14 protein-coding genes are annotated in these 20,765 nt (G+C 66.1%); 4 read left to right on the top strand and 10 right to left on the bottom strand.

What is annotated here, in order from left to right; genetic code table 11:
* Positions 1 to 14 precede the first annotated feature (14 nt).
* Positions 15 to 899 (top strand): alpha/beta hydrolase, encoded by an 885-nt coding sequence (locus tag ACM9HJ_RS14980; protein ID WP_416572548.1) that lies wholly within the window; start codon positions 15 to 17, stop codon positions 897 to 899.
* 129 nt (positions 900 to 1,028) lie between these two features.
* On the opposite strand, the gene ACM9HJ_RS14975 is transcribed toward ACM9HJ_RS14980, so the two are convergent.
* Positions 1,029 to 2,783, bottom strand: coding sequence for an amidohydrolase (locus tag ACM9HJ_RS14975; protein WP_416572547.1), 1,755 nt, complete (start codon positions 2,781 to 2,783; stop codon positions 1,029 to 1,031).
* 54 nt (positions 2,784 to 2,837) lie between these two features.
* Positions 2,838 to 4,991 (bottom strand): TonB-dependent siderophore receptor, encoded by a 2,154-nt coding sequence (locus ACM9HJ_RS14970; protein ID WP_416572546.1) that lies wholly within the window; start codon positions 4,989 to 4,991, stop codon positions 2,838 to 2,840.
* Positions 4,992 to 5,323: 332 nt separating this feature from the next.
* On the opposite strand from ACM9HJ_RS14970, the gene ACM9HJ_RS14965 reads away from it, so the two are divergent.
* Positions 5,324 to 6,280, top strand: coding sequence for an alpha/beta hydrolase fold domain-containing protein (locus tag ACM9HJ_RS14965; protein WP_416572545.1), 957 nt, complete (start codon positions 5,324 to 5,326; stop codon positions 6,278 to 6,280).
* Positions 6,281 to 6,296: 16 nt separating this feature from the next.
* On the opposite strand, the gene ACM9HJ_RS14960 is transcribed toward ACM9HJ_RS14965, so the two are convergent.
* The 4 genes from ACM9HJ_RS14960 to ACM9HJ_RS14945 form a co-directional block, all read right to left on the bottom strand.
* Complete coding sequence (locus ACM9HJ_RS14960) at positions 6,297 to 7,811, bottom strand: APC family permease (RefSeq protein WP_416572544.1); 1,515 nt, start codon at positions 7,809 to 7,811, stop codon at positions 6,297 to 6,299.
* 114 nt (positions 7,812 to 7,925) lie between these two features.
* A complete protein-coding gene (locus tag ACM9HJ_RS14955) occupies positions 7,926 to 9,068 on the bottom strand; it encodes a CaiB/BaiF CoA transferase family protein (protein WP_416572543.1) in 1,143 nt (380 codons plus the stop codon).
* A 102-nt stretch (positions 9,069 to 9,170) separates the two neighbouring features.
* Positions 9,171 to 9,944 carry a pyrroline-5-carboxylate reductase gene (gene proC / locus ACM9HJ_RS14950; RefSeq protein ID WP_416572542.1) on the bottom strand — a complete coding sequence of 258 codons (774 nt, stop codon included), beginning with the start codon at positions 9,942 to 9,944 and terminating at the stop codon, positions 9,171 to 9,173.
* Positions 9,937 to 10,551, bottom strand: coding sequence for an FMN-binding negative transcriptional regulator (locus tag ACM9HJ_RS14945; protein WP_416572541.1), 615 nt, complete (start codon positions 10,549 to 10,551; stop codon positions 9,937 to 9,939). The genes proC and ACM9HJ_RS14945 overlap by 8 nt, the downstream gene beginning before the upstream one ends.
* Positions 10,552 to 10,658: 107 nt before the next feature.
* Here ACM9HJ_RS14945 and ACM9HJ_RS14940 point away from each other — a divergent pair, with 107 nt between their 5' ends.
* Entirely contained in the window at positions 10,659 to 12,119 is a 1,461-nt protein-coding gene (locus ACM9HJ_RS14940; protein ID WP_416572540.1) for a PLP-dependent aminotransferase family protein, read from the top strand.
* A 92-nt stretch (positions 12,120 to 12,211) separates the two neighbouring features.
* Entirely contained in the window at positions 12,212 to 13,300 is a 1,089-nt protein-coding gene (locus ACM9HJ_RS14935) for a PepSY-associated TM helix domain-containing protein (protein WP_416572539.1), read from the top strand.
* Positions 13,301 to 13,456: 156 nt separating this feature from the next.
* On the opposite strand, the gene ACM9HJ_RS14930 is transcribed toward ACM9HJ_RS14935, so the two are convergent.
* The 4 genes from ACM9HJ_RS14930 to ACM9HJ_RS14915 all read right to left on the bottom strand — a co-directional run bounded on the left by ACM9HJ_RS14930 (position 13,457) and on the right by ACM9HJ_RS14915 (position 20,698).
* On the bottom strand, positions 13,457 to 14,842 hold the full coding sequence (locus tag ACM9HJ_RS14930; protein ID WP_416572538.1) for an amidase family protein: 1,386 nt from the start codon (positions 14,840 to 14,842) through the stop codon (positions 13,457 to 13,459).
* Positions 14,839 to 16,992, bottom strand: coding sequence for a S9 family peptidase (locus ACM9HJ_RS14925; RefSeq protein WP_416572537.1), 2,154 nt, complete (start codon positions 16,990 to 16,992; stop codon positions 14,839 to 14,841). Before ACM9HJ_RS14925 ends, ACM9HJ_RS14930 begins: the two co-directional genes overlap by 4 nt.
* Positions 16,993 to 17,239: 247 nt before the next feature.
* The gene (locus tag ACM9HJ_RS14920) at positions 17,240 to 19,462 is read right to left on the bottom strand and encodes a TonB-dependent receptor (protein WP_416572536.1); all 2,223 of its coding nucleotides are present in this window, start codon (positions 19,460 to 19,462) and stop codon (positions 17,240 to 17,242) included.
* 273 nt (positions 19,463 to 19,735) lie between these two features.
* A complete protein-coding gene (locus ACM9HJ_RS14915; RefSeq protein WP_416572535.1) occupies positions 19,736 to 20,698 on the bottom strand; it encodes an alpha/beta hydrolase in 963 nt (320 codons plus the stop codon).
* Positions 20,699 to 20,765: the final 67 nt, after the last annotated feature.

Below are 20,765 nucleotides of genomic sequence, written 5' to 3'. Positions count from 1 at the left end.
CGGGGGAAACATCCATGCGGAAATCCATCCTGAAGCCGCTGCTGCTGGGCGCCTGCCTGCTGGCCCTGTCCCCCCTGCCCGCCCTGGCGGCGGCCCCCGCGCCGGTGATACCGGTCGCCATGCCCGATACGGAGACCTGGGATATCCAGGCCGCCCACGGCCAGACCTATCGCATCTTCGTCTCACGGCCCGCAGGCGAGGCACCCAAGGATGGCTATCCGGTGCTGTATGTGCTGGACGGCAACGCCATGTTCGCCGGCTTCGCGGAGGCGCGGCGTATCCAGAGCGTCTATAAGGACGGTCAGGACAAGATGATCGTGGTGGGCATCGGCTATCCCGTCGATACGCCCTATGACAGCCGCCGCATGGGCGATTTCACCGCCCCCATCGCCACACCGGCCCTGAAGGCCCTGTACAAGGATTTCCCGGCCGGCGGACGTGACCAGTTCGCGGCTTTCCTGATCGACCAGCTGCGGCCGGAGATATCCCGGCGCTACGCCACCCATCCGCTGCGCCAATCACTCTATGGCCATTCGCTGGGCGGGCTGTTCGCGCTGCATGTGCTCTATTCCCGGCCCGGCGCCTTCCACACCATCATCGCGGCCAGCCCATCGATCTGGTGGGACAGCCAAGCCATCGTTGCCGAGGAGCCAGCCTTCAAGGCCAAGCTGGAGAAGGAACCGGCGCTGGGCCGCGGCACCCGCCTGCTGATGCTGGCGGGAGAGCGGGAGGAGACAGAGGTGACCGTCACCGACAGTACGGCACTCGCCAAGCGGCTGGAGCCGCTGTCGACCTATGGGCTGCGCAGCAGCTACAAGGTGCTGGACGGCGAAAGCCATGTCACCGTGCCGGCGCGGTCGGTGACGATGGTGCTGCGCGCGGCGATGCAGTGGCCGTGAGGATGCGGTATGCAAATTGGACGCCTGCGCCGTAAAGTTTGGGCTGCCAGATTTCAGCAATCTCCGCCGGGGTGACGGTTTGTGGGGGAAATCGGGGTAGTGATCGACACCCAGACCGGTCCGCCGGCCCTATTGGGCCGGCTTTCCCCCGAACTGTTCCAGCGTGCCATGCACCGGCTTGCCTTCGAACAGGGTCAGCAGCACGCTGGTCTTGCCGATCTGCATCGGTTCGGCCTTGAAGATGTCCTGGTCCAGCACGACCAGATCCGCACTCTTGCCGGCCGCGATGGTGCCGGTGAAGCCCTCCATGCTGTTGGCATAGGCGACGTCGGCCGTATGCGCCTTCACCGCCTCTTCCAGGGTCAGCACCTCACCGGGCAGCAGCGGCGGGCTGGCCGTGTCCTCGTAATTCACCCGGGTGATGGCCACCTGCAGGCCCGACAGCGGGTTGGCGGTGGCCACGGGCCAGTCGGCACCATAGGCGATGATGCCGCCACCCTTCAGGATGCTCTTCACCGGATAGATCGACTGCGACCGCACCGGGCCGATCACCTGCTTGGTCAGGTCCATATAGGGATAGTTGCTGGCCCATGTGGCCTGGAACTGCGCGATGACGCCCAGCTGGCCGAAACGCGGCTGGTCGGCCGGGTCCACGACATTCATGTGGGTGATCATCGGGCGGTAGATGCTGCCATTGGCGGCCTTGGCCTTGTCGAAGGCATCCAGGGCCGCACGCGTCGCCATGTCGCCAATGGCGTGGACATAGGGCTGGATGCCCTTGGCCCCCAGCTGCGTCACCGCCTGGCCGAAAATCTCCGGCGTGATCTGCAGGGTGCCGTGATTGTGCGGGTCGCCCTCGTACGGTTCGATCATCGCCGCCGTCTTCTGCGGGATGACGCCGTCGGCGTAGAATTTCACCGCCTTGGCCTGGAAACCATAGCTTTCGGCGCGCTTGGCCGCAGTCAGGATGCCGGGGATCTGGTCCAGGCCGCGGCCGTTCTCCCATTTCATGGCGATGGCGACATGGCTGGTCAACTCGCCCTTGTCCTTCACGGCCTTGTAGGCCTCCAGGACGGGGCTGGACCCGTCGGGCTCCACCGGGATGCCGGCATCGTGCCAGCTGGTGATGCCCAGGCTGTTGAACAGCTTGGCGGTATAGATGATGGAATTCTGCAAATCCGTAGCGGTCGGCGGCGGGATCAGGTGCTGGACCAGCGCCTGGGCGCTTTCCTGCAAACCACCCACCGGCTCCCCGGTCTTGGGATCGCGGTCGATATGGCCGTTGGCCGGGTCGGGCGTGTCCTTGGTGATGCCGGCCAGTTCCAGGGCCTTGGAATTCAGCCAGTTGCTGTGGCCGCCGACGCTGTCGAAGATCAGGGCGCGGTCTTTGGAGACGGCGTCCAGCACTTCCTTGCGCGGAATGCCGTTGGGCGGGAACAACGCATCCTGCCAGCCCACGCCATAGATCACGCCGGTGCCGGGCGTGGCCGCGACGCAAGCCGCGATGATCCGCTGGTAATCCTCCAGCGTCTTGCCGGCATGCAGGGAGCAGCGGGAATAGGCCAGGCCGCCGAACACCGGATGGGCATGGGCATCGCCGAAGGACGGCATCAGCAGCTTGCCACCCAGGTCAATCACCTTGGTGTCCTCGCCCTTATACCGGGCCAGGTCGGCGGCCGTGCCCACGGCGACGATCCTGCCATCGTCGACGGCCACGGCGTCGGCCCAGGGCTGGGCCTTTTCCACGGTATAGACGCGGGCATTGGTGAACAGCAGATCGGCGGCCGGAACCTTGTCCCCGCAGGAAACCAAAGCCGTCGTGCCCAACAGCAGCAACAGCCCCTCAACGGAACGCCGGCCCAGGCGGCCTGAAAGCATCGACATCAATCAGTTCCCCTCAAAATCGAAAGGGCGGCCGAAGCCGCCCTTCCTACATCATCAGAACTTGCGCGTCAGCGACGCCAGGACCGTACGGTCCTTGGCCGGCACGCAGAACCCGTCCGGCGGAGAGGACAGGCCGCAGCTGGCATAATACTTGGTGTTGAACAGGTTGCTGGCATTGACCGAGGCCACCCAATCGCCATAGGTGGCGGAAACCATGGCATCCACCAGCGTCTCCGACGGGGTCAGCAGCGTCTGGGTCGTGTCGATGCGGTTGCCGATATAGCGCACGCCGGCACCGGCCTTGACCACCCAGTCCGCCCCGACCTCGACGGTCTTGGCGGCCCAGAGGGAGGCCATCTGCTTGGGGATGTCGATGATCCGGGTGCCGGCTGCCAGGGTCGAGCTGGCGGTCAACACCTTCGGGTTGGCGTAGCTGTAGGAGGCCGCGACCTCGTAATCGTCCGGCAGGCGGATCGTCGCCTCGAACTCCACGCCCTTGGAGCCGACCGAACCACCCTGGATGAAGTTCTGGATATTGTTCGGGTCGGCGGAAACGTAGTTGCTTTCCTCGATATCGAAATAGGCGGCGGTGAACAGGGCGCCGCGCATCGGCTCCCACTTGGCACCACCCTCATACTGGCGGGCCGTGCGGGGGCTGAAGGCATTGCCGAAGAAGTCGCCGCCCGGCACGGGCAGGAAGCTTTCCGAATAGCTGATATAGGGCGAGAAGCCCTCGAACAGCTCACCGATCAGGCCGCCGCGATAGGACCAGGCATTCTGCTTCAGCTCGCGAACATCGTTGCGATCCGACGTGGACCGGTCACGCCGGGCGCCCAGCAGCATGTGGATACGCTCGCCGAAGCTGATCTGGTCCTGCACATAGAAGCCCAGCTGCGTGCTCTTGTAATCCAGGAAATTGGTGTAGCCCCAGCTGAAATCCGCGCCATATTGCGGGTTGTAGATATTGATCGGCGGCGGGCTGCCACCGGCATGGCAGGGGGCAAACAGCCAGCCGGAGCAGGAGAAGCCCTCATCCTTGGACTGCTTGAACCAAGTGTAATCGATGCCGAACAGCATCTGGTGCTTGATCTCGCCGGTCATGAACACGACAGCCAGATTGTTGTCGGTGTTCAGGACCTTGCTCTTCTCCCGGTTCACATAGAATTCGCGGCGCATCAGCGTCTGGGCCGCATCGGCGAACGGGCTGACATAGACGGCGTAACCGCCGTCGGAAAGGTCGCCATAGACCTCCTTGTAGTCCGTATCCATGTGCGAATAGCGGGTACGGCTGCTGAAGCTGATATCCTGGGTGAACTTGTGGGTCAGGATGGCGGTGCCGGACGTGTATTTCGTGTCCATGCCGCCGAAATCTTTTTCGCCCTGATAGAAATTATGGGCGACCTTGACTGTCTTGTTCGGTGCCAGCAGCGACTTGGACAGCGGGTGATAGGCCAGCGAGCCCTGGCTGTCATCCTGGTACAGGCCGATCAGCGTCAGGTCGGTGTCGGGCGTGATCTCCCAGGTCAGGGACGGGTTGACCAGGATGCGGTCGTCGGGCGTGCCGAACTGCGATTCACCGTCACGGACCACCGCCACCAGACGGCCGGCCACGGTCTCCGACAGGGCACCGGTCACGTCGCCCTGGATCTGCTTGCGCTTGTCGGTGCCGACGACGATGCCGACCTCACCGCCCGTGTCGAATTTCGGGGTCTTGCTGGCGCCGTTCAGGATACCGCCGGGGCCGCCCGCACCGTACAGCACCGATGACGGGCCGCGCATCACCTCGGCACGTTCCAGCGTGAAGGTCTCCAGCCGGGCGCCGTAGATGAAGTCGGGCATGCGCTTCAGCCCGTCCAGATACTGGGCGGCGTCGAAGCCGCGGGCCGTGACGAAGTCGCCGCGGCTGTCGATGCTGGTCGCGGCGGCCACGCCGGCGCTGTAGCGGTAGACGTCCTGCAGGTCCACGGCCGTGCGGTCGCGGAATTCCTGGTCGGTGATGACGCTGATGGCCTGCGGCGTCTCGGTCAGGGCGGCGTTGGTCTTGGTGCCGACGATGGCGCGGTCGGCGGTGACCACGATCTCTTCCAGCGCGTCGGTGCCGCCCTGCTGCGCCATCGCCGCCGTCGGCAGTACCAGGGTCGACAGCAGCGCCAGTCGCAGCGCCTTCATCGACAATGCAGTCTTGGTCTCGGTAAGCATCATTTCCATCGTAGTCCCCTTTACCATCCCTGCTGTACTTGGCCAGCACCATTGATTTTTGGATTGCACGGACGTTCGTTCACGGCCCGACCGTGTCCGCTCGCCTCTTGCCGGAAATCAGCTTGGCGCAACCCCGTCCGGGAGGGGTGTCTTAAACAGGGTAATGCCGGGTAAAGACGGGTAACTCAGACGCAGACGCAGCGGGTATCTGGCGGAACAAGGCTTTACGTCCTGTTTTCTTACCCGATTGCCGGGCGTCTTACCCTTTCGTCCCGTTGCACGGATATCAGGCACGACCCACCCTTCACCCGGCAAAACCAAGCGTTGGAAAGGGCCAAGAAATGGACAGGATCGACCCGGATATCGCCCGTTTCGTGGACCAGATGCGCCAGGACTGGAAGCAGTTCCCGCCATTCGAGAGCCTGTCGTTTCCCGAACAGCGGGTGGCGGCGGAAAAGGTGCGGGCGCGCTGGACCGTGGGCGGGCCGGTGATGGCGCGCATCCTGGAACGCAGCTTCGATCCCGGCGCCGGGGAATTACGGGTCCGGGTCTATCGGCCCACCAATGACGACACGCCCCTACCGGCCATGATTTACATCCATGGCGGCGGCTTCACCCTGTTCAGCATCGACACGCATGACCGGCTGATGCGCGAATATGCCTCACGTGGGGGTTTCGTCGTCATCGGCGTCGACTACCCCTTGTCGCCGGAAGCGAAATACCCGACCGCGCTGAACCGGATCGAGGGGTTGATGCTGTGGCTGCGGGACAATGCCGGGCGCTGGGGCGTCGATCCCGACCGGCTGGCCATGGGTGGCGACAGCGCCGGCGGCAATCTGTCGTTTGCCACCTTCCTGCGGCTGCGGGATCGGGGTGAGGCAGGGCTGGTGAAGGCCATCCTGTCCAACTATGGTGGCTTCTCCGCTACCATATCGGATGAAGCGGAGGCGCGGTTCGGCGGGCCGGGATCGATCCTGCATCGGGAGGAGGCGCGGGGATACTGGGCCAATTACCTGCGCGGGCCGGAGGATGAGGAGGATCCCCAGGCCTGCCCGCTGCTGGCCGATGTCGGCGGTTTCCCGCCCTGTTTCCTGGCCGTGCCGGAACTGGACCTGGTGGCCGAACACAGCCTGGAAATGCATGAGCGGCTGAAACAGGCGGGCGTGGAAGTGGAATGCGTGATCTATCCGGGCGCACTGCACAGCTTCCTGGAGGCCATGTCGATCTCGGCCCTGGCCCGCCGGGCCATCGCCGACGGGGCGGCGTTCATTGCCAGGCGGATCGGCGGCCCCGCCTGACGGCGAGGCCCATCCCTTAAACCTTGGCGCGGATGCGCGCATTGCGGTGGCCGTAGCCCAGATACAGCATCACACCGCAGGTGATATAGACCAGCAGGATCAAAGCCGGCGTCCATTCGCCATGGATGGCGCGGGTGATCACATCATCCAGCACCGGCCCCGCCATCATCACGCAGGATGCCAGCGCCAGCACCGGCACGATGCCGATCCACATACCCTTCACCCGGATCCCGCCCAACGGCACCTTGAACGGGCGCGGCAGGTCCGGATGGGTGACACGCAGCCTCATCACCGCGATGGCAACGGTGGAGAAGACACAGATCGTGCCCAGGCTGACCATGTCCCCCAGCAGGGTGATGGGCAACAGGGCCGCCGCCAAGGCGGAGATGGCGGCCACGATGATGGTGGCGAAGCCCGGGGTGTTGAAACGCGGATGCAGGCTGGAAAAACGCGGCGGCAGCAGCCCGTCGCTGGACATGGCGTGGCAGACCCGCGACTGGGCATAGGTGTTGATCAGCAGGACGGACGCCAGCCCGGTCAAGGCACCGGTCTTGATGATGACGGCCATCACCGGCATGCCGACGGCGCCCACGGCCACGGCGATTGGGTCGGGTGCGTCCAAGGCAGTGAAGGGCACCAGCCCGGTCATCACCAGGGCCACGGCGCCATAGAGCACCGAACTGGCCACCAGCGCCCCCAGGATGCCCAGCGGAACGTCGCGTTGCGGCTTGCGCGCCTCGGCCGCTGCTGTCGCCACTGCCTCGAACCCCAGATAGGCGAAGAACAGGATGGAGGCGGCGCGGAAAATGCCGGGCACGCCATAGCGGAACCCGCCCTCGCTTTCCGGGATGAAGGGCAGCCAGTTGGCACTGTCCACCTTGCCGGCGCCGACCAGGACGAAGCCGATCAGCACGCCCACCTTCACCACCACCAGCACGGTATTGACGAAGGCCGATTGCCGGATGCCGCGGATCAGCACCCAGGTCACCACGCCCAGCGCCGCCACAGCCACCAGATTGACACCGCCATCGGGCACCAGTACCACCCCGCCGGCCCCGCCCTGGGCCCGCAGCCAGGAGGTGGAGATGGCCGCCGGCACCACGACGCCGAAATCGCCCAGCAGGCTGACCAGATATCCGGAGAACCCGACGGCCAGCGCCGCTCCCGCCAGCCCGAATTCCAGCATCAGCATCCAGCCCAGCCCCCAGGCGAACACCTCCCCCAGCACCGTATAGGCATAGGCGTAGGACGCCCCCGACAGCGGCAGTACCGAGGCCAGCTCCGCATAGCACAGGCAGATGAAGCCGCAGGCCAATGCCGCGATCAGGAAGGACAGGATGACGGCCGGCCCGGCATAATGCGCCGCGGCCGCCCCCGTCATCACATAGACCCCGGCGCCGACGATGCAGCCGATGCCGATGAAGATCAGCTGGAGCGGCCCCAGCGTGCGGGTCATGCCGCCGCTTTCCGCGTCCTGCCGCGCCAGTTCCATGGGTTTACGCATGAGGTAGGAACGGGGCGGCTTGTCCATGGGGCTTCCTTCAAATGTGGGGGGTGCCGTAGGACAGGTCGAGCCGAAGGCGAGCCCTGACGAACGACGATGCGGATGAATGTCAGGGCTCGGGGCTTCGCCCCTCGACCTGACCTACGCCAACCCCAACTCCGCCAGGATCGCCGCGCGGTCGGCGTCCAGGGCGGGGGCGGGGCGGTCGGGCAGTTCCTGGGCGGTGTCGCTGGCAAAGGGCGGGGCCGTGTACATCAGCCCGCCTTCCACCGGATGGGTCATGGTGCGGAAATAGCCGGAGCCGGCCAGGTGCGGCTCATCCGGCAGGTCCTCCAGCCGGTTGACCGGTGCGCACGGGATGTCGGCCCCGCGCAGCAGGTCCAGCCATTCCGCCGAGGTCCGCTGCGGGGCGGCATCGGCCACCAGACCGTACAGCCGGTCGATATTGCGCGACCGTTGCTGGTCGTTAGTCACGTCGGGGGACGCGGCCAGTTCCTCCAGCCCCACCAGCCGCAGGAAGCGCTGCCACTGGGCGGCCGTGTAGGGCATGATGGTGACGTAGCCGTCGCGCGTGCGGTAGGGCCGGCGGCCCGGCGAGTTCAACCGCCCATAGCCGCGGTCGGGCAGCGGCGGCACGAAGCTCTGGCCCGACAGCTGTTCGATCAGCAGGAACGACGCCATCGCCTCGTACATCGGGGTTTCGACATGGCATCCCTCGCCCGTGCGGCCGCGCGAGGCCAGCCCGGCGGCAATGGCGAAGGCCAGATGCAGCCCAGCCACCTTGTCGCACATCACGGTGCGCACGAAGCGCGGTTCGCCATTGGCGTCGGCGTTCAGCCAGGCAAGGCCGGACGCCGCCTGGATGCAGTCATCATAAGCCGGCTCGTCCCCATATAATCCACGCCCGAAGCCACGCGCCGCGCAATAGACGATGTCGGGCTTGGCCGCCTTGATCGCGGCATAGTCCAGGCCCAGCTTGCGAGCGGCGTTCTCGCGCATGTTGTGGACGAAGACGTCGGCACTGGCGACCAGCCGTTCCAGGATGCGCTTGTCGTCGGGCCTGGTCAGGTCCAGGGCGATGGAGCGCTTGTTGCGGTTCAGGTTCAGGAAACCCGCCCCGTCGCCCCCCGGCCGGCCTGGCCGGGCGGCGCGGAACACGTCGCCGGCGACCGTCTCCACCTTGATGACGTCCGCACCCATGTCCGCCACCAGCTGCGTGGCATAGGGGCCCAGCACCACGGTGGACAGATCGACGACGCGCACCCCCTTCAACAGATCGAACATGGTCCTTTTTCCTTCATGTTCCCTCAGGCGCCGGGCGCCGCCATGCGGCGGTTTGGGCAACACACCGCACATGCCGCGCCGGTCGGCGCGGAACCAACGTTCCTAACCCGCCAGCTCACGCGACCTTGCGGCGGCGGCGGCCACCACCTGCCCGGCCAAGCCATCGATGGTCGCTTCCATCGCACCCAGACCGGCCGCCGTGGTACCGCCGGGGCTGGTCACCTGCCGCCGCAACTCGTCCAGGCCAGTATTTTCCTCCTCCGCCAGACGGGCGGCACCGATGAAGGTCTGGCGGGCCAGCCTTGTCGCCGTTTCCGCATTCAGCCCCTCCGCCATGCCGGCGCGGATCAGCGCCTCGGTGAAGCGGAAAAAATAGGCGGGGCCGCTGCCGGACAGGGCGGTGACTGCATCCAGATCGCCCTCCCCCTCCAGCCACAGCAACTGCCCGGTCGCTTCCAGGATTTGGCCCACCAGAGCGCGCTGGGCCTCGGTGACGGCGGGTGAGGCCACGGCGGCGCTGATGCCATGGCCGATGGCGGCCGGGGTGTTGGGCATGGCGCGCACCACGGCGGCACCAGCGCCGGCGGCTTCGGTCAGCCGGGCCAGCGGAATGCCGGCCATGATCGACAGGAACAGCGTGCCCGGGCGTCCCAGCGTCGCCAGTTGCGGCGCGATGGCGCCAAAAGTCTGCGGCTTCACCGCCAGGATCACCGTGCCGCAACCGGCCCCGTCGGCCAGGGAGGACAGCCGCTCCACCCCCACCGGCAGCGCGGCGGCATGCGGATCAAAGGCCAGCACCCGGCGACTGGCCACCAGGGCCCTGGCGATGGCCCCGCCCATACGGCCGCAGCCGATCATCAACACGGCATCAGACATCGCTGCCCTCCTCGAACCTGCCGGGATTGAAGCGGCGCATCCATCCAGCCAGGTCCTTGTCGGGCATGTTGGCCAGGATGCTGCGCAGCGTGTCGGGCCGTTCATCCTGGCCCAGCTTGAACTTGGCGCTGGTCCGGGTGACACGGGCGCGGAAGCCGACGATGTGCTTGATCAGCTGGTCATAGCGCGGGCCCAGTTCCGACGGCACCCAGGGCTGCGCCATGTCCCGCTCCACCTGTACGGCCAGCAGGTCCAGCGACGGGGCGGTCAGCCCCTCCTCCACCGAGATGTTGGCCCAGACGCGCAGCTGCGCGTAGTTCCAGGTCGGGCCCCAGTCGCGCCGCCCGGCATGGGAGGGGGAGACATAGGATTGCGGCCCGCGGAACAGGATCACGGCGCGTGGATCACGCGCGAACGCGGCGTTCAGCGGATTGGACCGCGCGAAATGGCCGATCAGTTCGGTCAACCCGCCCTCTTCATCATAGACGCCCACCAGGGGCAGCAGGCTCGCCTCCTCCCCGTCCTTGGTCATGACCCAGGCCAGCGGATGCTGTTCGATGAGATGGCGGATATCGGCCGCGCTGTAAGTCTCGAAAATGGTGGACATGCCCTGTTTACCCGTCTGCGATCCACGGATTACCCGTTGTCAGGGCTTGATGATCGGGCGGTATTGGACCATAGGAAACCACCAAGATATTAAAATCGATGGGTCCAATGGCACCGACCTGGCAGGTCAGTCTCAGCGAGCGGATCGACGCCGCACGGCCGGCACCGCTCTACATGCAGATCATCCAGGCGGTGATCCACGATATCGAGAGCGGGCGGCTGGCATCCGGCACCTATCTGCCGTCCAGCCGCCTGCTGGCGGAAATGCTGGGGGTGAACCGCAAGACCGTGGTGCTGGCGTACGAGGACCTGATCGCCCAGGGCTGGCTGGCCAGCACGGCCACGCGCGGCACCATGGTGTCGGTGACCTTGCCGGAAAGCGGCGGGACCAGGCGCAAGGCCGCCGCCCGTCCCGACGGCATCGCGACACCCGGCTATGGCTTCAACACCCCGCCGGAACGCCCATTGGCCCTGCCAGGGGGCACGGGACTGAAGCTGGATGAGGGCGCGCCCGACGGGCGACTGTTCCCGCCGGAACTGCTGGCAAGGGCCTATCGCGCCGCCACCCACCGCGCCTCGCGCGCCAATGGTCTGCAATATCGCGACCCACGCGGCGTGCCGGAACTGCGTCAGGCCATCGCCGGCATGCTGAAGACCCAGCGCGGCATGCCGGTGGGGGTGGAGAATATCTGCATCACGCGGGGCAGCCAGAACGGCATCTTCCTGGCCGCCATGGCCCTGCTGCGCCCCGGCGACGCGGTGATCGTGGAGGAACTGACCTATGAACCGGCCATGGCCGTGTTCCAGGCGCTGGGGGCCCGCATCATCCCCGTGGGGCTGGACGAGGGCGGGATGGACCTGGACGCGGTGGAGGATGCCTGCCGCCTGCACCATGTGAAGGCCGCCTTCGTCACCCCGCACCACCAGTTCCCCACCACCGTGGCGCTGCGCCCCGAACGGCGGCTGCGGCTGGTGGAACTGGCGCGACAGCACGGGTTCGCCCTGATCGAGGATGACTACGATCACGAATTCCATTTCCAGTCACAACCGCTGCTGCCCATCGCGGCCTATGCGCCGGGACAGGTGATCCATGTCGGATCGCTGTCCAAGCTGCTGCTGCCGGCCCTGCGCATCGGTTATGTCGCGGCCCCGGCCCCGGTGGTGGATGCGCTGGCCCATATGGTGTCGCTGAGCGACGGCATGGGCAATGGCGTGACGGAGACCACCGCCGCCATCCTGATCGAGAATGGCGAGTTGCGCCGCCACGCCCGCAAGGCGCGCCAGGTCTATGCCGGCCGCCGCGAAAGCTTCGCCGCCGAACTGCGCCGGGTGCTGGGCGACCGGGTGGATTTCCGCATCCCCGATGGCGGTCTGGCCTTCTGGCTGCGCTTTGCCGGGGATATGGACGGGATCGAGGAACGGGCCCGGGCGGCGGGGCTGCGCTTTGCCAGTTCAAATTCCTTCATGGCCAGGCCCGAGGCACCGCGCGGATTGCGCGTCGGTTTCGCCTCACTGGACGAGGCGGAGGCACGGACCGCCATCGCCATCCTTGGGAGAGCGACAGGGTAAGCGGTTGGACCCGTGTGGTTCAGGGAAACTGGAGGTTCCGGGTAGCGCGCACAGACGGCATCTGGATCAGGTGGGAACGAGTGGGGGTATCAATGTCCAATCCATCATCAGGCCAGCAGAAGGTGACGCCGCGCGGCTGGTTCGTGCGGCTGCATCGCTGGCTGGGCCTGGGGGCGGCCCTGTTCTGGCTGATCCAGGCGGTCACGGGCACCCTGCTCAGCTTCCATTTCGAACTGGATGACGCGCTGATCAGCACCGACAGCCGGCCCACCGACATGGCAGCGGTGGAAAAGCGGCTGGAGGCACTGGGGCCGGGGGTGGTGTGGATCTGGACGACGGCCGGCCTGCCCGACCGCTATGTCGTGAACTACACGGATGCCGACGGCGTGGCGCGCAAGGCGCGGATCGACGGCGGGGGCGACGTGCTGCGCGACCGGCCGTCGGATGAATATACCTTCTTCGAACTGATCCGCGGCATCCATATCGACCTGCTGGCCGGCCGTGTCGGGCATTGGATCATGGTGGTGACGGGTCTGCTGCTGGTCACCAACCTGATCTTCGGGCTGGTGGTGGCCTGGCCGCGCGGCGGCACCTGGCGCCGGGCGCTGACACCGTTGAAGACGGCGCATCCGGTGGCGCGATCCTATTCCCTGCACAAGGCCGTGGGGCTGTGGGTGGTGATCCCGGCCCTGCTGCTGGCCGGCACCGGCAGCCTGATCCTGTTCGAACATGAGATCGGCGATCTGGTGGGGGCGGAGGATATCCAGCTGCCCCCCAACCCGCCGCAGGGACCGGGCGTGGGGCTGGCCGCGGCCGTGCAGGCCGGCGTGGCCGCCATTCCCGGCAGCCGCTTCGTGGGCACCACCGTGCCGTCGGATGCCGATGCCAGCTATTACCTGTGGGTGCGGGCACCGGGCGAGCTGTATCGCGGCGGCTATGGCGGCAGCCTGGTGATCGTCAACGCCAATGACGCCGGCATCCGTGGCGCCTGGCCGGTGACGCAAGCGCCGGCCGCCAAGTCCTTCGTCGCCTCCTTCTACCCGCTGCACACGGGTGAGGCGGCGGGCACGGCCGGCCGCATCCTGGCGCTGCTGACCGGCATGGGCCTAACCTATGTGCTGGTTTACGGCCTGCTGCTCTGGTGGCGGCGGACGCGGCGGGCCACTGTGGGTCCTGGCTGAAATACCCAACCTATCCCTCGTCATCCCGGCGAAAGCCGGGAACCAGGAGCCAAGCGCCAAACCTGTCAGCAGCATTCCGCCCCGCAGCGTATAGGTTTGATCTTGCGGCCCCTGGGTCCCGGCTTTCGCCGGGATGACGTAGAAAGGGGAAAATCCCTAAAGCGCCGGCCAGCGATCCTTCCAGGGCCGCGCCTCTTCCAGCTGATAGGCCAGCGACAGCAGCAGGTCCTCCCGCCCCCGGTCGGCGGCGAACATCACGCCGATGGGCAGCCCTTCCTTGGTCCAGGACAGCGGCACGGAGATGGCGGGCGTGCCCGACAGGTTCTGCAGGGGCGTATAGCCCAGCCAGCGGAACATGCGGTCCATCAATATGGCCGGGTCCACGTCCGGCGCCATGAAGCCGATCGGCGGCGGCGGGGCGGCCAGGGTGGGCGTGAGGATCAGGTCGTATTGGTCCTGGTAGAAGGCGTGCAGACGCTTGGGCAGTTCGGCCACCTGCGTCCAGGCGCGTTCCAGATCGTCGGTCGTCAAGGCTTCGGCCATGCGGCCCAATGCCAGGGTCCAGGGTTCCAGCACCTGTGCGGGGTCGCGCCCCTGGGCTCGCACCGCATCCACGCAATCGGCACCGATATGGCACCAGAGGGTGCGTTCGGCACGGTCGGCCTCGGGCGCGTCGAACGGCCAGCCGATGGAAATGACCTCATGCCCCAGATCGGCGCACAGCATGCAGGCTTCGGTCACGGCGGCCAATGTCTCCACCGACGGCATCGGGTTGGACAGGGTCGGCAGGATCATGCCGATGCGCAGCTTGCCATGGAACGGACCGGTCACGGGTGCGGGCCGGCCCGGATGCGCCAGGGCGAAGCCGGCGGCCACATCGCGCACCGACCGCGCCATCAGGCTGTCGCCGACCAGAAGGTCTTCCACGACATGCCGGGCGCGCACGCGCACCGTGGTGCCGCGCCCCGGCTTCAGCCCGACAATGCCGCAGCACGACGCGGGGATGCGGATCGATCCGGCCCCGTCGCTGCCATGGGCCAGCGGCACCAGACCCGCCGCCACGGCCGCCCCCGCCCCACCGCTGGACCCGCCTGGTGAATGGGCATGGGACCAGGGATTGCGCGTCACGGGGCCGATCTTCGGTTCCGTCACGCCCAGCAGGCCGAATTCCGGCATCGCACTCTTGCCCACCGGCACCAGACCGGCCTCATCCAGCCGGCGGACATACTCATGGCCCGTGGTGACGGGCGTCAGCGGCTTGCTGGCCGATCCCCCCCGGCTGGGCAGGCCCGGATAATCCAGGCTGTCCTTCAACAGATAGGGCACGCCGGCCAGCACATGGTCGGGCAAGGGGCCGGCGGCACGTGTGCGGCCCAGATCGTAGGCCTTGCAGCTGACCGATTGCAGGGCCGGGTCCAGCGCCTCGATCCGCAGGATGGCGGCCTCGGTCAGCTCCGGGGCCGATACCTGGCCCGATCGCACCAGTTCGGCTTGGCCATGCGCATCCAGGCGGCCGATGGCGATAGCGTCTTCCAGCTTCATTTCAGTCCCTTACTCCAGACCAGGCTCTGTTCGGCGAAGGCCCAGAACAGGGCCATCTGCTTGAACTGGTCGGTCAAGCCCGCCCCCGCCTGATGCCCCGCCGCCATGTCGACATGGAACAGGGTGGGGGCCGGGCCCTTGTTATGGTCGCGCAATGTTGCCACCCACTTGCCCGCTTCCCAATAGGAGACACGGTCGTCGCGGATGCCGGCCGTGGCCAGGATCGGCGGATAGGCGGCATCCTTCACATTCTCGTAGGGCGAGATGGAGGCGATGTAATCATACGCCTCCGGATCGGCCAGCGGATCACCCCAGTCGGGACGGAAGGCGGGGACCAGCGGATGGTCCTTGTCGCTCATCGTGTTCAGCATATCGACGAACGGCACCTGGGCGATGGCCCCACCCCAGAGATCGGGCCGCAGGTTGAGGATGCCGCCCATCAGCAGCCCGCCCGCCGACAGCCCATAGGCCACGACGCGGCGACGCGAGGTATATCGTTCCTTGATCAGATGCTCGGCACAGGCGATGAAGTCGGTGAAGGTGTTCTTCTTCTTGAAGCGCCGCCCCTCCAGGAACCAGCGCCGCCCCTTCTCCGACCCGCCGCGCGCATGGGAAATTGCGAAGACCCAGCCCTTGTCGACCAGCGCCAGGGCCGGGATGGAGAATTCCGCCTCCGACGAGATGCCGTAAGCCGCATAGGCGGTGATCAGCAGCGGCGATGAACCGTCCAGCTTCTGCCCCTTGCGCATCAGCAGGGTGACGGGCACCAGTTCCCCGTCCGTGGCCGGAGCCATCAGGCGCCGCACCTCGTACCGGTCGGGATCGAAGCCCTTGCCCACCGATTGCGCCTGCACGACGCGGCGCGTGCCGCTGGCCGTGTCGTAATCCAGCCATTGGCGCGGCGTGCGCGGGCTTTCATAGATCAGGCGCAGGATCGATCCTTCATGTTCCTGCACCGGCGCCAGGGTCAGGGCATAGGCGGCTTCATCGAACCCGACCGTCCCCTCCTTGCCATCGCGGCCGGTCACCACCAGTTCCAGCCTGCCATCGACGCGCTGCAGGCGCACGAAATGGTCGCGGAAAGACAGGGTTTCCAGGATATGGCGGCCCGGCTGGTGCGGGACCCAGTCCTTCCACTGCGCGCGGCCGGGTGCGGCCGGGCTGGCCCGCATCAGCTTGCCATCCAGGGCGCCATCGGCATCGGTCAGGATGACCAGTTCGCCGGCCCATTCCTGCACCTTGTAATGTAGGCCGGGCTGGCGCGGTTCCACCAGCAGCGGTTCGGCCATGGGGTTGGCGGCGGGGATCAGCCGCACCTCATCCACATCCGGACCCAGGATATGGATGACGACATGGGAATTGGACGCCGTGCGCGACAGCGACATGAACAGGGCCGGATCGGGTTCGGTATAGACCAGCACATCCTCGCCCCCGCGCGCCGGGCGGCGATAGACCTTCACCGGCCGCGACAGCGGGTCACGCCAGATCCAGAACACATAGTGACTGTCCGGCGAGAAGGTGACGGCGTGGTAGCCATAGGCATCGGCATTGGGCGTCGTGCTGACCGTCCCGGTTTCCAGGTCGCGGACACAGACACGGTGGCGGTCCCCGCCCTCCACATCCTCCGCCCACAGGAACAGCTTGTGGTCGGGGCTGTGCTCGGCCTCGGTGATGCGGAAATAGGCATGGCCCCTGGCGCGTTCCTGCGCGTCCAGCAGCACCTGTTCATCGCCACCACCACGCGGGCGGCGGGCATAAACCTTATGGTCCTGGCCGGGCCGGACATAGGTGTAGTAATCCCACGGGCCATCGGCCGAAGGCGGGTTGGCCATGTCGGCGCCGGTCAGCGCCTGCATCGCCTGGACGAATTCGGCCTGCGTTCGCTTGGTCGGGGCCAGCATTGCGTCGGCATAGCGGTTTTCGGCGTCCAGGTGCGCCCGGATTTCCGGGTCCATCAGGGATGTGTCGCGCGAGACCTTGGCCCAGTTGGGATCACGCAGCCAGGCGTAGTCATCGATGCGGGTTCGGCCAAGTTGCACGATGCGCTTGGGCCGCTTGGGCGGCCGCGGCGGGGCCGGCATATCGGCCGCCAGACTTGGCAAGGGGAGCAAGGCGACACCGGCCACCATCAGGAATGAACGACGCTGCATTGCCTTTGCTCTCCCTTAACTTCACACAGAGTCCCGGTGACCTGAGGGGGTCGTTGGGTTTTCAGCACTTACCGGCAAAAGTCTGGGACACCAGCGTTTCAACAATATCCACCGTCACCCCGGCGAAGGCCGGGGCCCAAGTCGTAGAGCGAAGCGCTTGTCACCTGGGCCCCGGCCTTCGCCGGGGTGACGGTAGGAGAGACGCAAACGAAGGTGCCCAAACTTTCCCGGCGGGAAGCACGTTACCTCACATCGTCCAGTGCAGGGTCACGCCATAGGTACGCGGGCGCACCAGCCCCTGGCTCAGGCCGTTGGCCTCCGGCAAGGTGCGGGTGATGCCGCGCTTGTCGGTGATGTTGTTGGCGAAGACCGTGGCCTTGGTCGTGCCGAAGGTGGCGCCGATGCGCAGGTCGATCAGGTTGTAACCGCCCTGTTCATTGACCGCGATGCCGGGCACGGCGGAGTTCATGTCGCTGATGCCCTTCGACAGGTAGCGATGGGCCACGGTGATGGTCGGATCATAGTCGGTGTTGAAGCTGTAGATCGCCGTGTTGGAAATCGACCAGTCGGCCGAACCCGCCAGCTGCGAGCCCTTGGGCGCCGTACCGTACCACAGGATGAACAGATCTTCCTCCAGCCGCGCCTTCATGTAGGTGACGGTGCTCTGCAGGTCCAGATTGGCCGTCGCGTGCCAGGAACCGGAGAATTCCAGACCCTTGATGGAGGCCGAGGCCCCGTTGGAGGCATAGTTGAAATTATCCGGCGTCAGCAGGCGCAGCTGGATGTCCGTCCAATCCACATAGAAGGCGGTGGCGTCCAGCAACAGCATGCCATCGGCCAGCGTGGTGCGCAGACCGGCCTCATAGTTCTTCAGGCTGTCGCTCTTCGACCCGCTGGGGACCGGATAGGTGGACAGGCCCTGGGTGTTGGGTGTGCCGAAACGGAAGCCTTCGGAATAAAGACCATAGACCATCAGCGTCTCGCTGGGCTTATAGGTCAGCGAGACCTTGGGCGAGAAACCGTCTTCCTTGGTCTTGGTGCGGTCCGAGGTCGGGTTGCCGGGATAGGTGGAGAACCCGACGCTGGAGGACGTGCTGGTCACTTCCGTCTTGTAGAGGCGGCCGCCGGCGGTGATCTTGAATTCCGGCGTGAAATAGTACGATGCCTCGCCGAACAGCGCGCTCTCCTTGCCGGTCAGGTCGGTATAGAAGGCGTTGAAGATCTCCCCATCGGGGGCGATGATCGCGCCCGCACCCGGCCGGTACAGCGGCGAGGCGTCGAAGGCGGCGGCCGCACCGCGGGCACCCAGCTGTTCATAGAGATGCTTGTCGCTCTCGAAATACATGCCGCCGAACAGCCATTCCAGCGAACCGCCGCCGTTCGAGGCCAAGCGCAGCTCCGCACTCTTGCCGTCACTGTCGCCGCCGGAACGGATATAGAGCGGATTGGTCAGGTTCAGGCCCAGATCGGTGTTATAGGCACCGCGCCAGGGGGTGTAGTCGAAGACGAATTCCTGGTTCTTCTTCTGATACGCACCCAGTGCCGTCAGGGTGGCGAACCCCAGGTCGCGGTCCAGACGCAGGCTATGGACCTGCACATCCGTGTCGTTGGTTTCCGGCAGGGCGGTGGAGCGGCCGAAGCTGCCATAGGCCGGGTTGCGATAGGGCGCATCATCAACGTCGGTCTTCTGGTACAGGCTGAGCCAGGAAATCTCGGTTTCCTCATCCGGTGTCCAGACCACCGACAGGCGGCCGCCGCCGACATCGATATCGCTGGAACCCTTCTCGCCCGTGCCGGCATTGTCCAGGTAACCGGGATCGCGGCGGAAGGTGCCGACGGCGCGCACGGCTAGCTTGTCCTCCACCAGCGGCGTGTTCAGCATGACCTTGCCGGTCCAGCCCACATCGGCATTGCGGGTGCGGGAAATGGTGCTTTCCAGCGCCGCGTCCTGCTTGGACGCGTCGGCCTTGGCGGCGATATAGTTGACGGCACCACCCATGGAGGCCGAGCCAAACAGCGAACCCTGCGGACCACGCAGCACCTCGACCCGATCGACGTCGAAAGCGTCGATATCGGGGATGACGATAGTCCAGCCGGGTTCGGTCAGCGGCACTTCATTGATGTAGTAACCCGTGGTGCCCTGGCCCTGCACATTGCCGGAATTGGTGGCGACGCCACGGATCACGACATGCGAGGTGCCGGGCTGGAAGTCGTTGAACACGACGCCGGGCGTGCGCTGGATATAGTCGGCGAAGCTCTGGGCACCGATGGCCTGCAGCTGCGCGCCGGAAACCGCGGAAACGGAACCGGAGACGTCGCGCACGCTTTCCTGGCGCTTCGTGGCGGTGACGATGATCTCTTCCAGCAGGATGCCCTTGTCGGAAGCGGCTTCCTGCGCTGTGGCCGACAGGGGCGCCAGGGCGGCGATGCCGGTCAGCAGGAACGTACGGTGCCAATGGGTTCTGGTCATGTCGAGGTTCCCTGTTCTGATGAAGGTCGGGGCCGTGATCCAGCCTCTGTTCGGGGTTCAGCCTATGCCCATCGCGCCGGCCCGGCACACCGGGGTAGGTCATTTACTGACGCGATCGGGCCAATTAGGAATGGTTAGCAATCAAAACATCGTGATGCGCCGCAGCGCACGGCTTTGCAGGTCGGTCGCAACGCGACAGGATTGATAAACCTCAGATTTATCCGGGGCGCCCAAACTCGGCCCTGCCGGAACTTTTGCATCGCACCGCACGTCTTAGGTGCGGCTCCCGATCTTTGCCGCCAGCCATGCCGCCGCCTCCGTCAAGGCCCGGTCGGCCAGGGGGGAGATGGAGACGGCTTCCAGGAAACTGTGGCTCGCACCTTCATAAAGGTTGGCCACCACCGCCACCCCGGCGGCGCGCAGGGCGTCGGCCATGGCCAGGTTCTCATCCACCAGGATGTCGCAGGCGGCGATGGCCAGGAAGGCGGGCGGCAGGCCGGACAGGTCGGCGCGCAGAGGGGCGGCCAGCGGGTCCCGGTAATCGTCCGGTCCGCGCAGATAGGCGTCCCAGAACACCACCATCTCCGCGCTGTTCAGCATATAGCCGTCGGAACCGTAGCGTTCGTGCGAGGACGTCACCGCATGGTCGAAGGCGCCGTAATTCATCAGCATGGCGTTCAGGACCGGCTTGCCCTGGCACTTCAGCAGCAGGTTGGTGGCCACCGACATGTTGCCGCCGACACTGTCGCCGGCGATGGCCAGACGGGTGGCATCCAGCCCCTCCCCCGCCTCGCCTGCCCGCAATGCATCGATGACGCTGACAATCTCTTCCAGCGCCGTGGGGAACTTGGCCTCCGGCGACAGGCTGTAATCGATACCGACGACGGCAACACCGGCGCGGGCCGCATATTCGCGCATCAGCCGGTCATGGGTGTCCAGGCTGAACAGCATCCAGCCGCCGCCATGGATATAGATCAGCACGGGCAGATCGGCGCCCAGCACCGGTTCATGGATGCGCACGCGCACATTGCGCTGACCGATGCACATCTCGCGCGTCCGGGCCATCACCGGGCCACCCTTGGTCCAGGGTGCGCGCACCTTTTCCGCCACCTGCCGCCGATCGGCCAAGGTCTGGCCCGGATGCGGCGGGTATGCGGCATAGCCGCCATTGATGGCTTCGTGGAAGCGCTGGATTTCCGGGGCAAGATCGGCGGCGGCTTTGATGTCGTCACTCACGAGGCAACTCTCCCGGCAATATCCATGGGCAGGATGCTACGGGAGTGGATGCGAACGGCGCTTGCCG

Origin of the sequence: Niveispirillum sp. KHB5.9 (assembly GCF_048066115.1) — a bacterium.
Lineage (GTDB): Bacteria > Pseudomonadota > Alphaproteobacteria > Azospirillales > Azospirillaceae > Niveispirillum.
Note: the sequence above shows the minus strand (reverse complement) of the source record. Positions and strands in the feature narration are given on the sequence as shown.

What these genes read in the sequence shown, in the direction of transcription:
- ACM9HJ_RS14965 (WP_416572545.1), top strand. Translation starts at nt 5,324, where the DNA reads ATGGACAGGATCGACCCGGATATCGCCCGTTTCGTGGACCAGATGCGC.
- ACM9HJ_RS14980 (WP_416572548.1), top strand. Translation starts at nt 15, where the DNA reads ATGCGGAAATCCATCCTGAAGCCGCTGCTGCTGGGCGCCTGCCTGCTG.
- ACM9HJ_RS14935 (WP_416572539.1), top strand. Translation starts at nt 12,212, where the DNA reads ATGTCCAATCCATCATCAGGCCAGCAGAAGGTGACGCCGCGCGGCTGG.
- proC (WP_416572542.1), bottom strand. Translation starts at nt 9,944, where the DNA reads ATGTCTGATGCCGTGTTGATGATCGGCTGCGGCCGTATGGGCGGGGCC.
- ACM9HJ_RS14945 (WP_416572541.1), bottom strand. Translation starts at nt 10,551, where the DNA reads ATGTCCACCATTTTCGAGACTTACAGCGCGGCCGATATCCGCCATCTC.
- ACM9HJ_RS14920 (WP_416572536.1), bottom strand. Translation starts at nt 19,462, where the DNA reads ATGACCAGAACCCATTGGCACCGTACGTTCCTGCTGACCGGCATCGCC.
- ACM9HJ_RS14960 (WP_416572544.1), bottom strand. Translation starts at nt 7,811, where the DNA reads ATGGACAAGCCGCCCCGTTCCTACCTCATGCGTAAACCCATGGAACTG.
- ACM9HJ_RS14955 (WP_416572543.1), bottom strand. Translation starts at nt 9,068, where the DNA reads ATGTTCGATCTGTTGAAGGGGGTGCGCGTCGTCGATCTGTCCACCGTG.
- ACM9HJ_RS14970 (WP_416572546.1), bottom strand. Translation starts at nt 4,991, where the DNA reads ATGGAAATGATGCTTACCGAGACCAAGACTGCATTGTCGATGAAGGCG.
- ACM9HJ_RS14940 (WP_416572540.1), top strand. Translation starts at nt 10,659, where the DNA reads ATGGCACCGACCTGGCAGGTCAGTCTCAGCGAGCGGATCGACGCCGCA.
- ACM9HJ_RS14925 (WP_416572537.1), bottom strand. Translation starts at nt 16,992, where the DNA reads ATGCAGCGTCGTTCATTCCTGATGGTGGCCGGTGTCGCCTTGCTCCCC.
- ACM9HJ_RS14930 (WP_416572538.1), bottom strand. Translation starts at nt 14,842, where the DNA reads ATGAAGCTGGAAGACGCTATCGCCATCGGCCGCCTGGATGCGCATGGC.
- ACM9HJ_RS14975 (WP_416572547.1), bottom strand. Translation starts at nt 2,783, where the DNA reads ATGTCGATGCTTTCAGGCCGCCTGGGCCGGCGTTCCGTTGAGGGGCTG.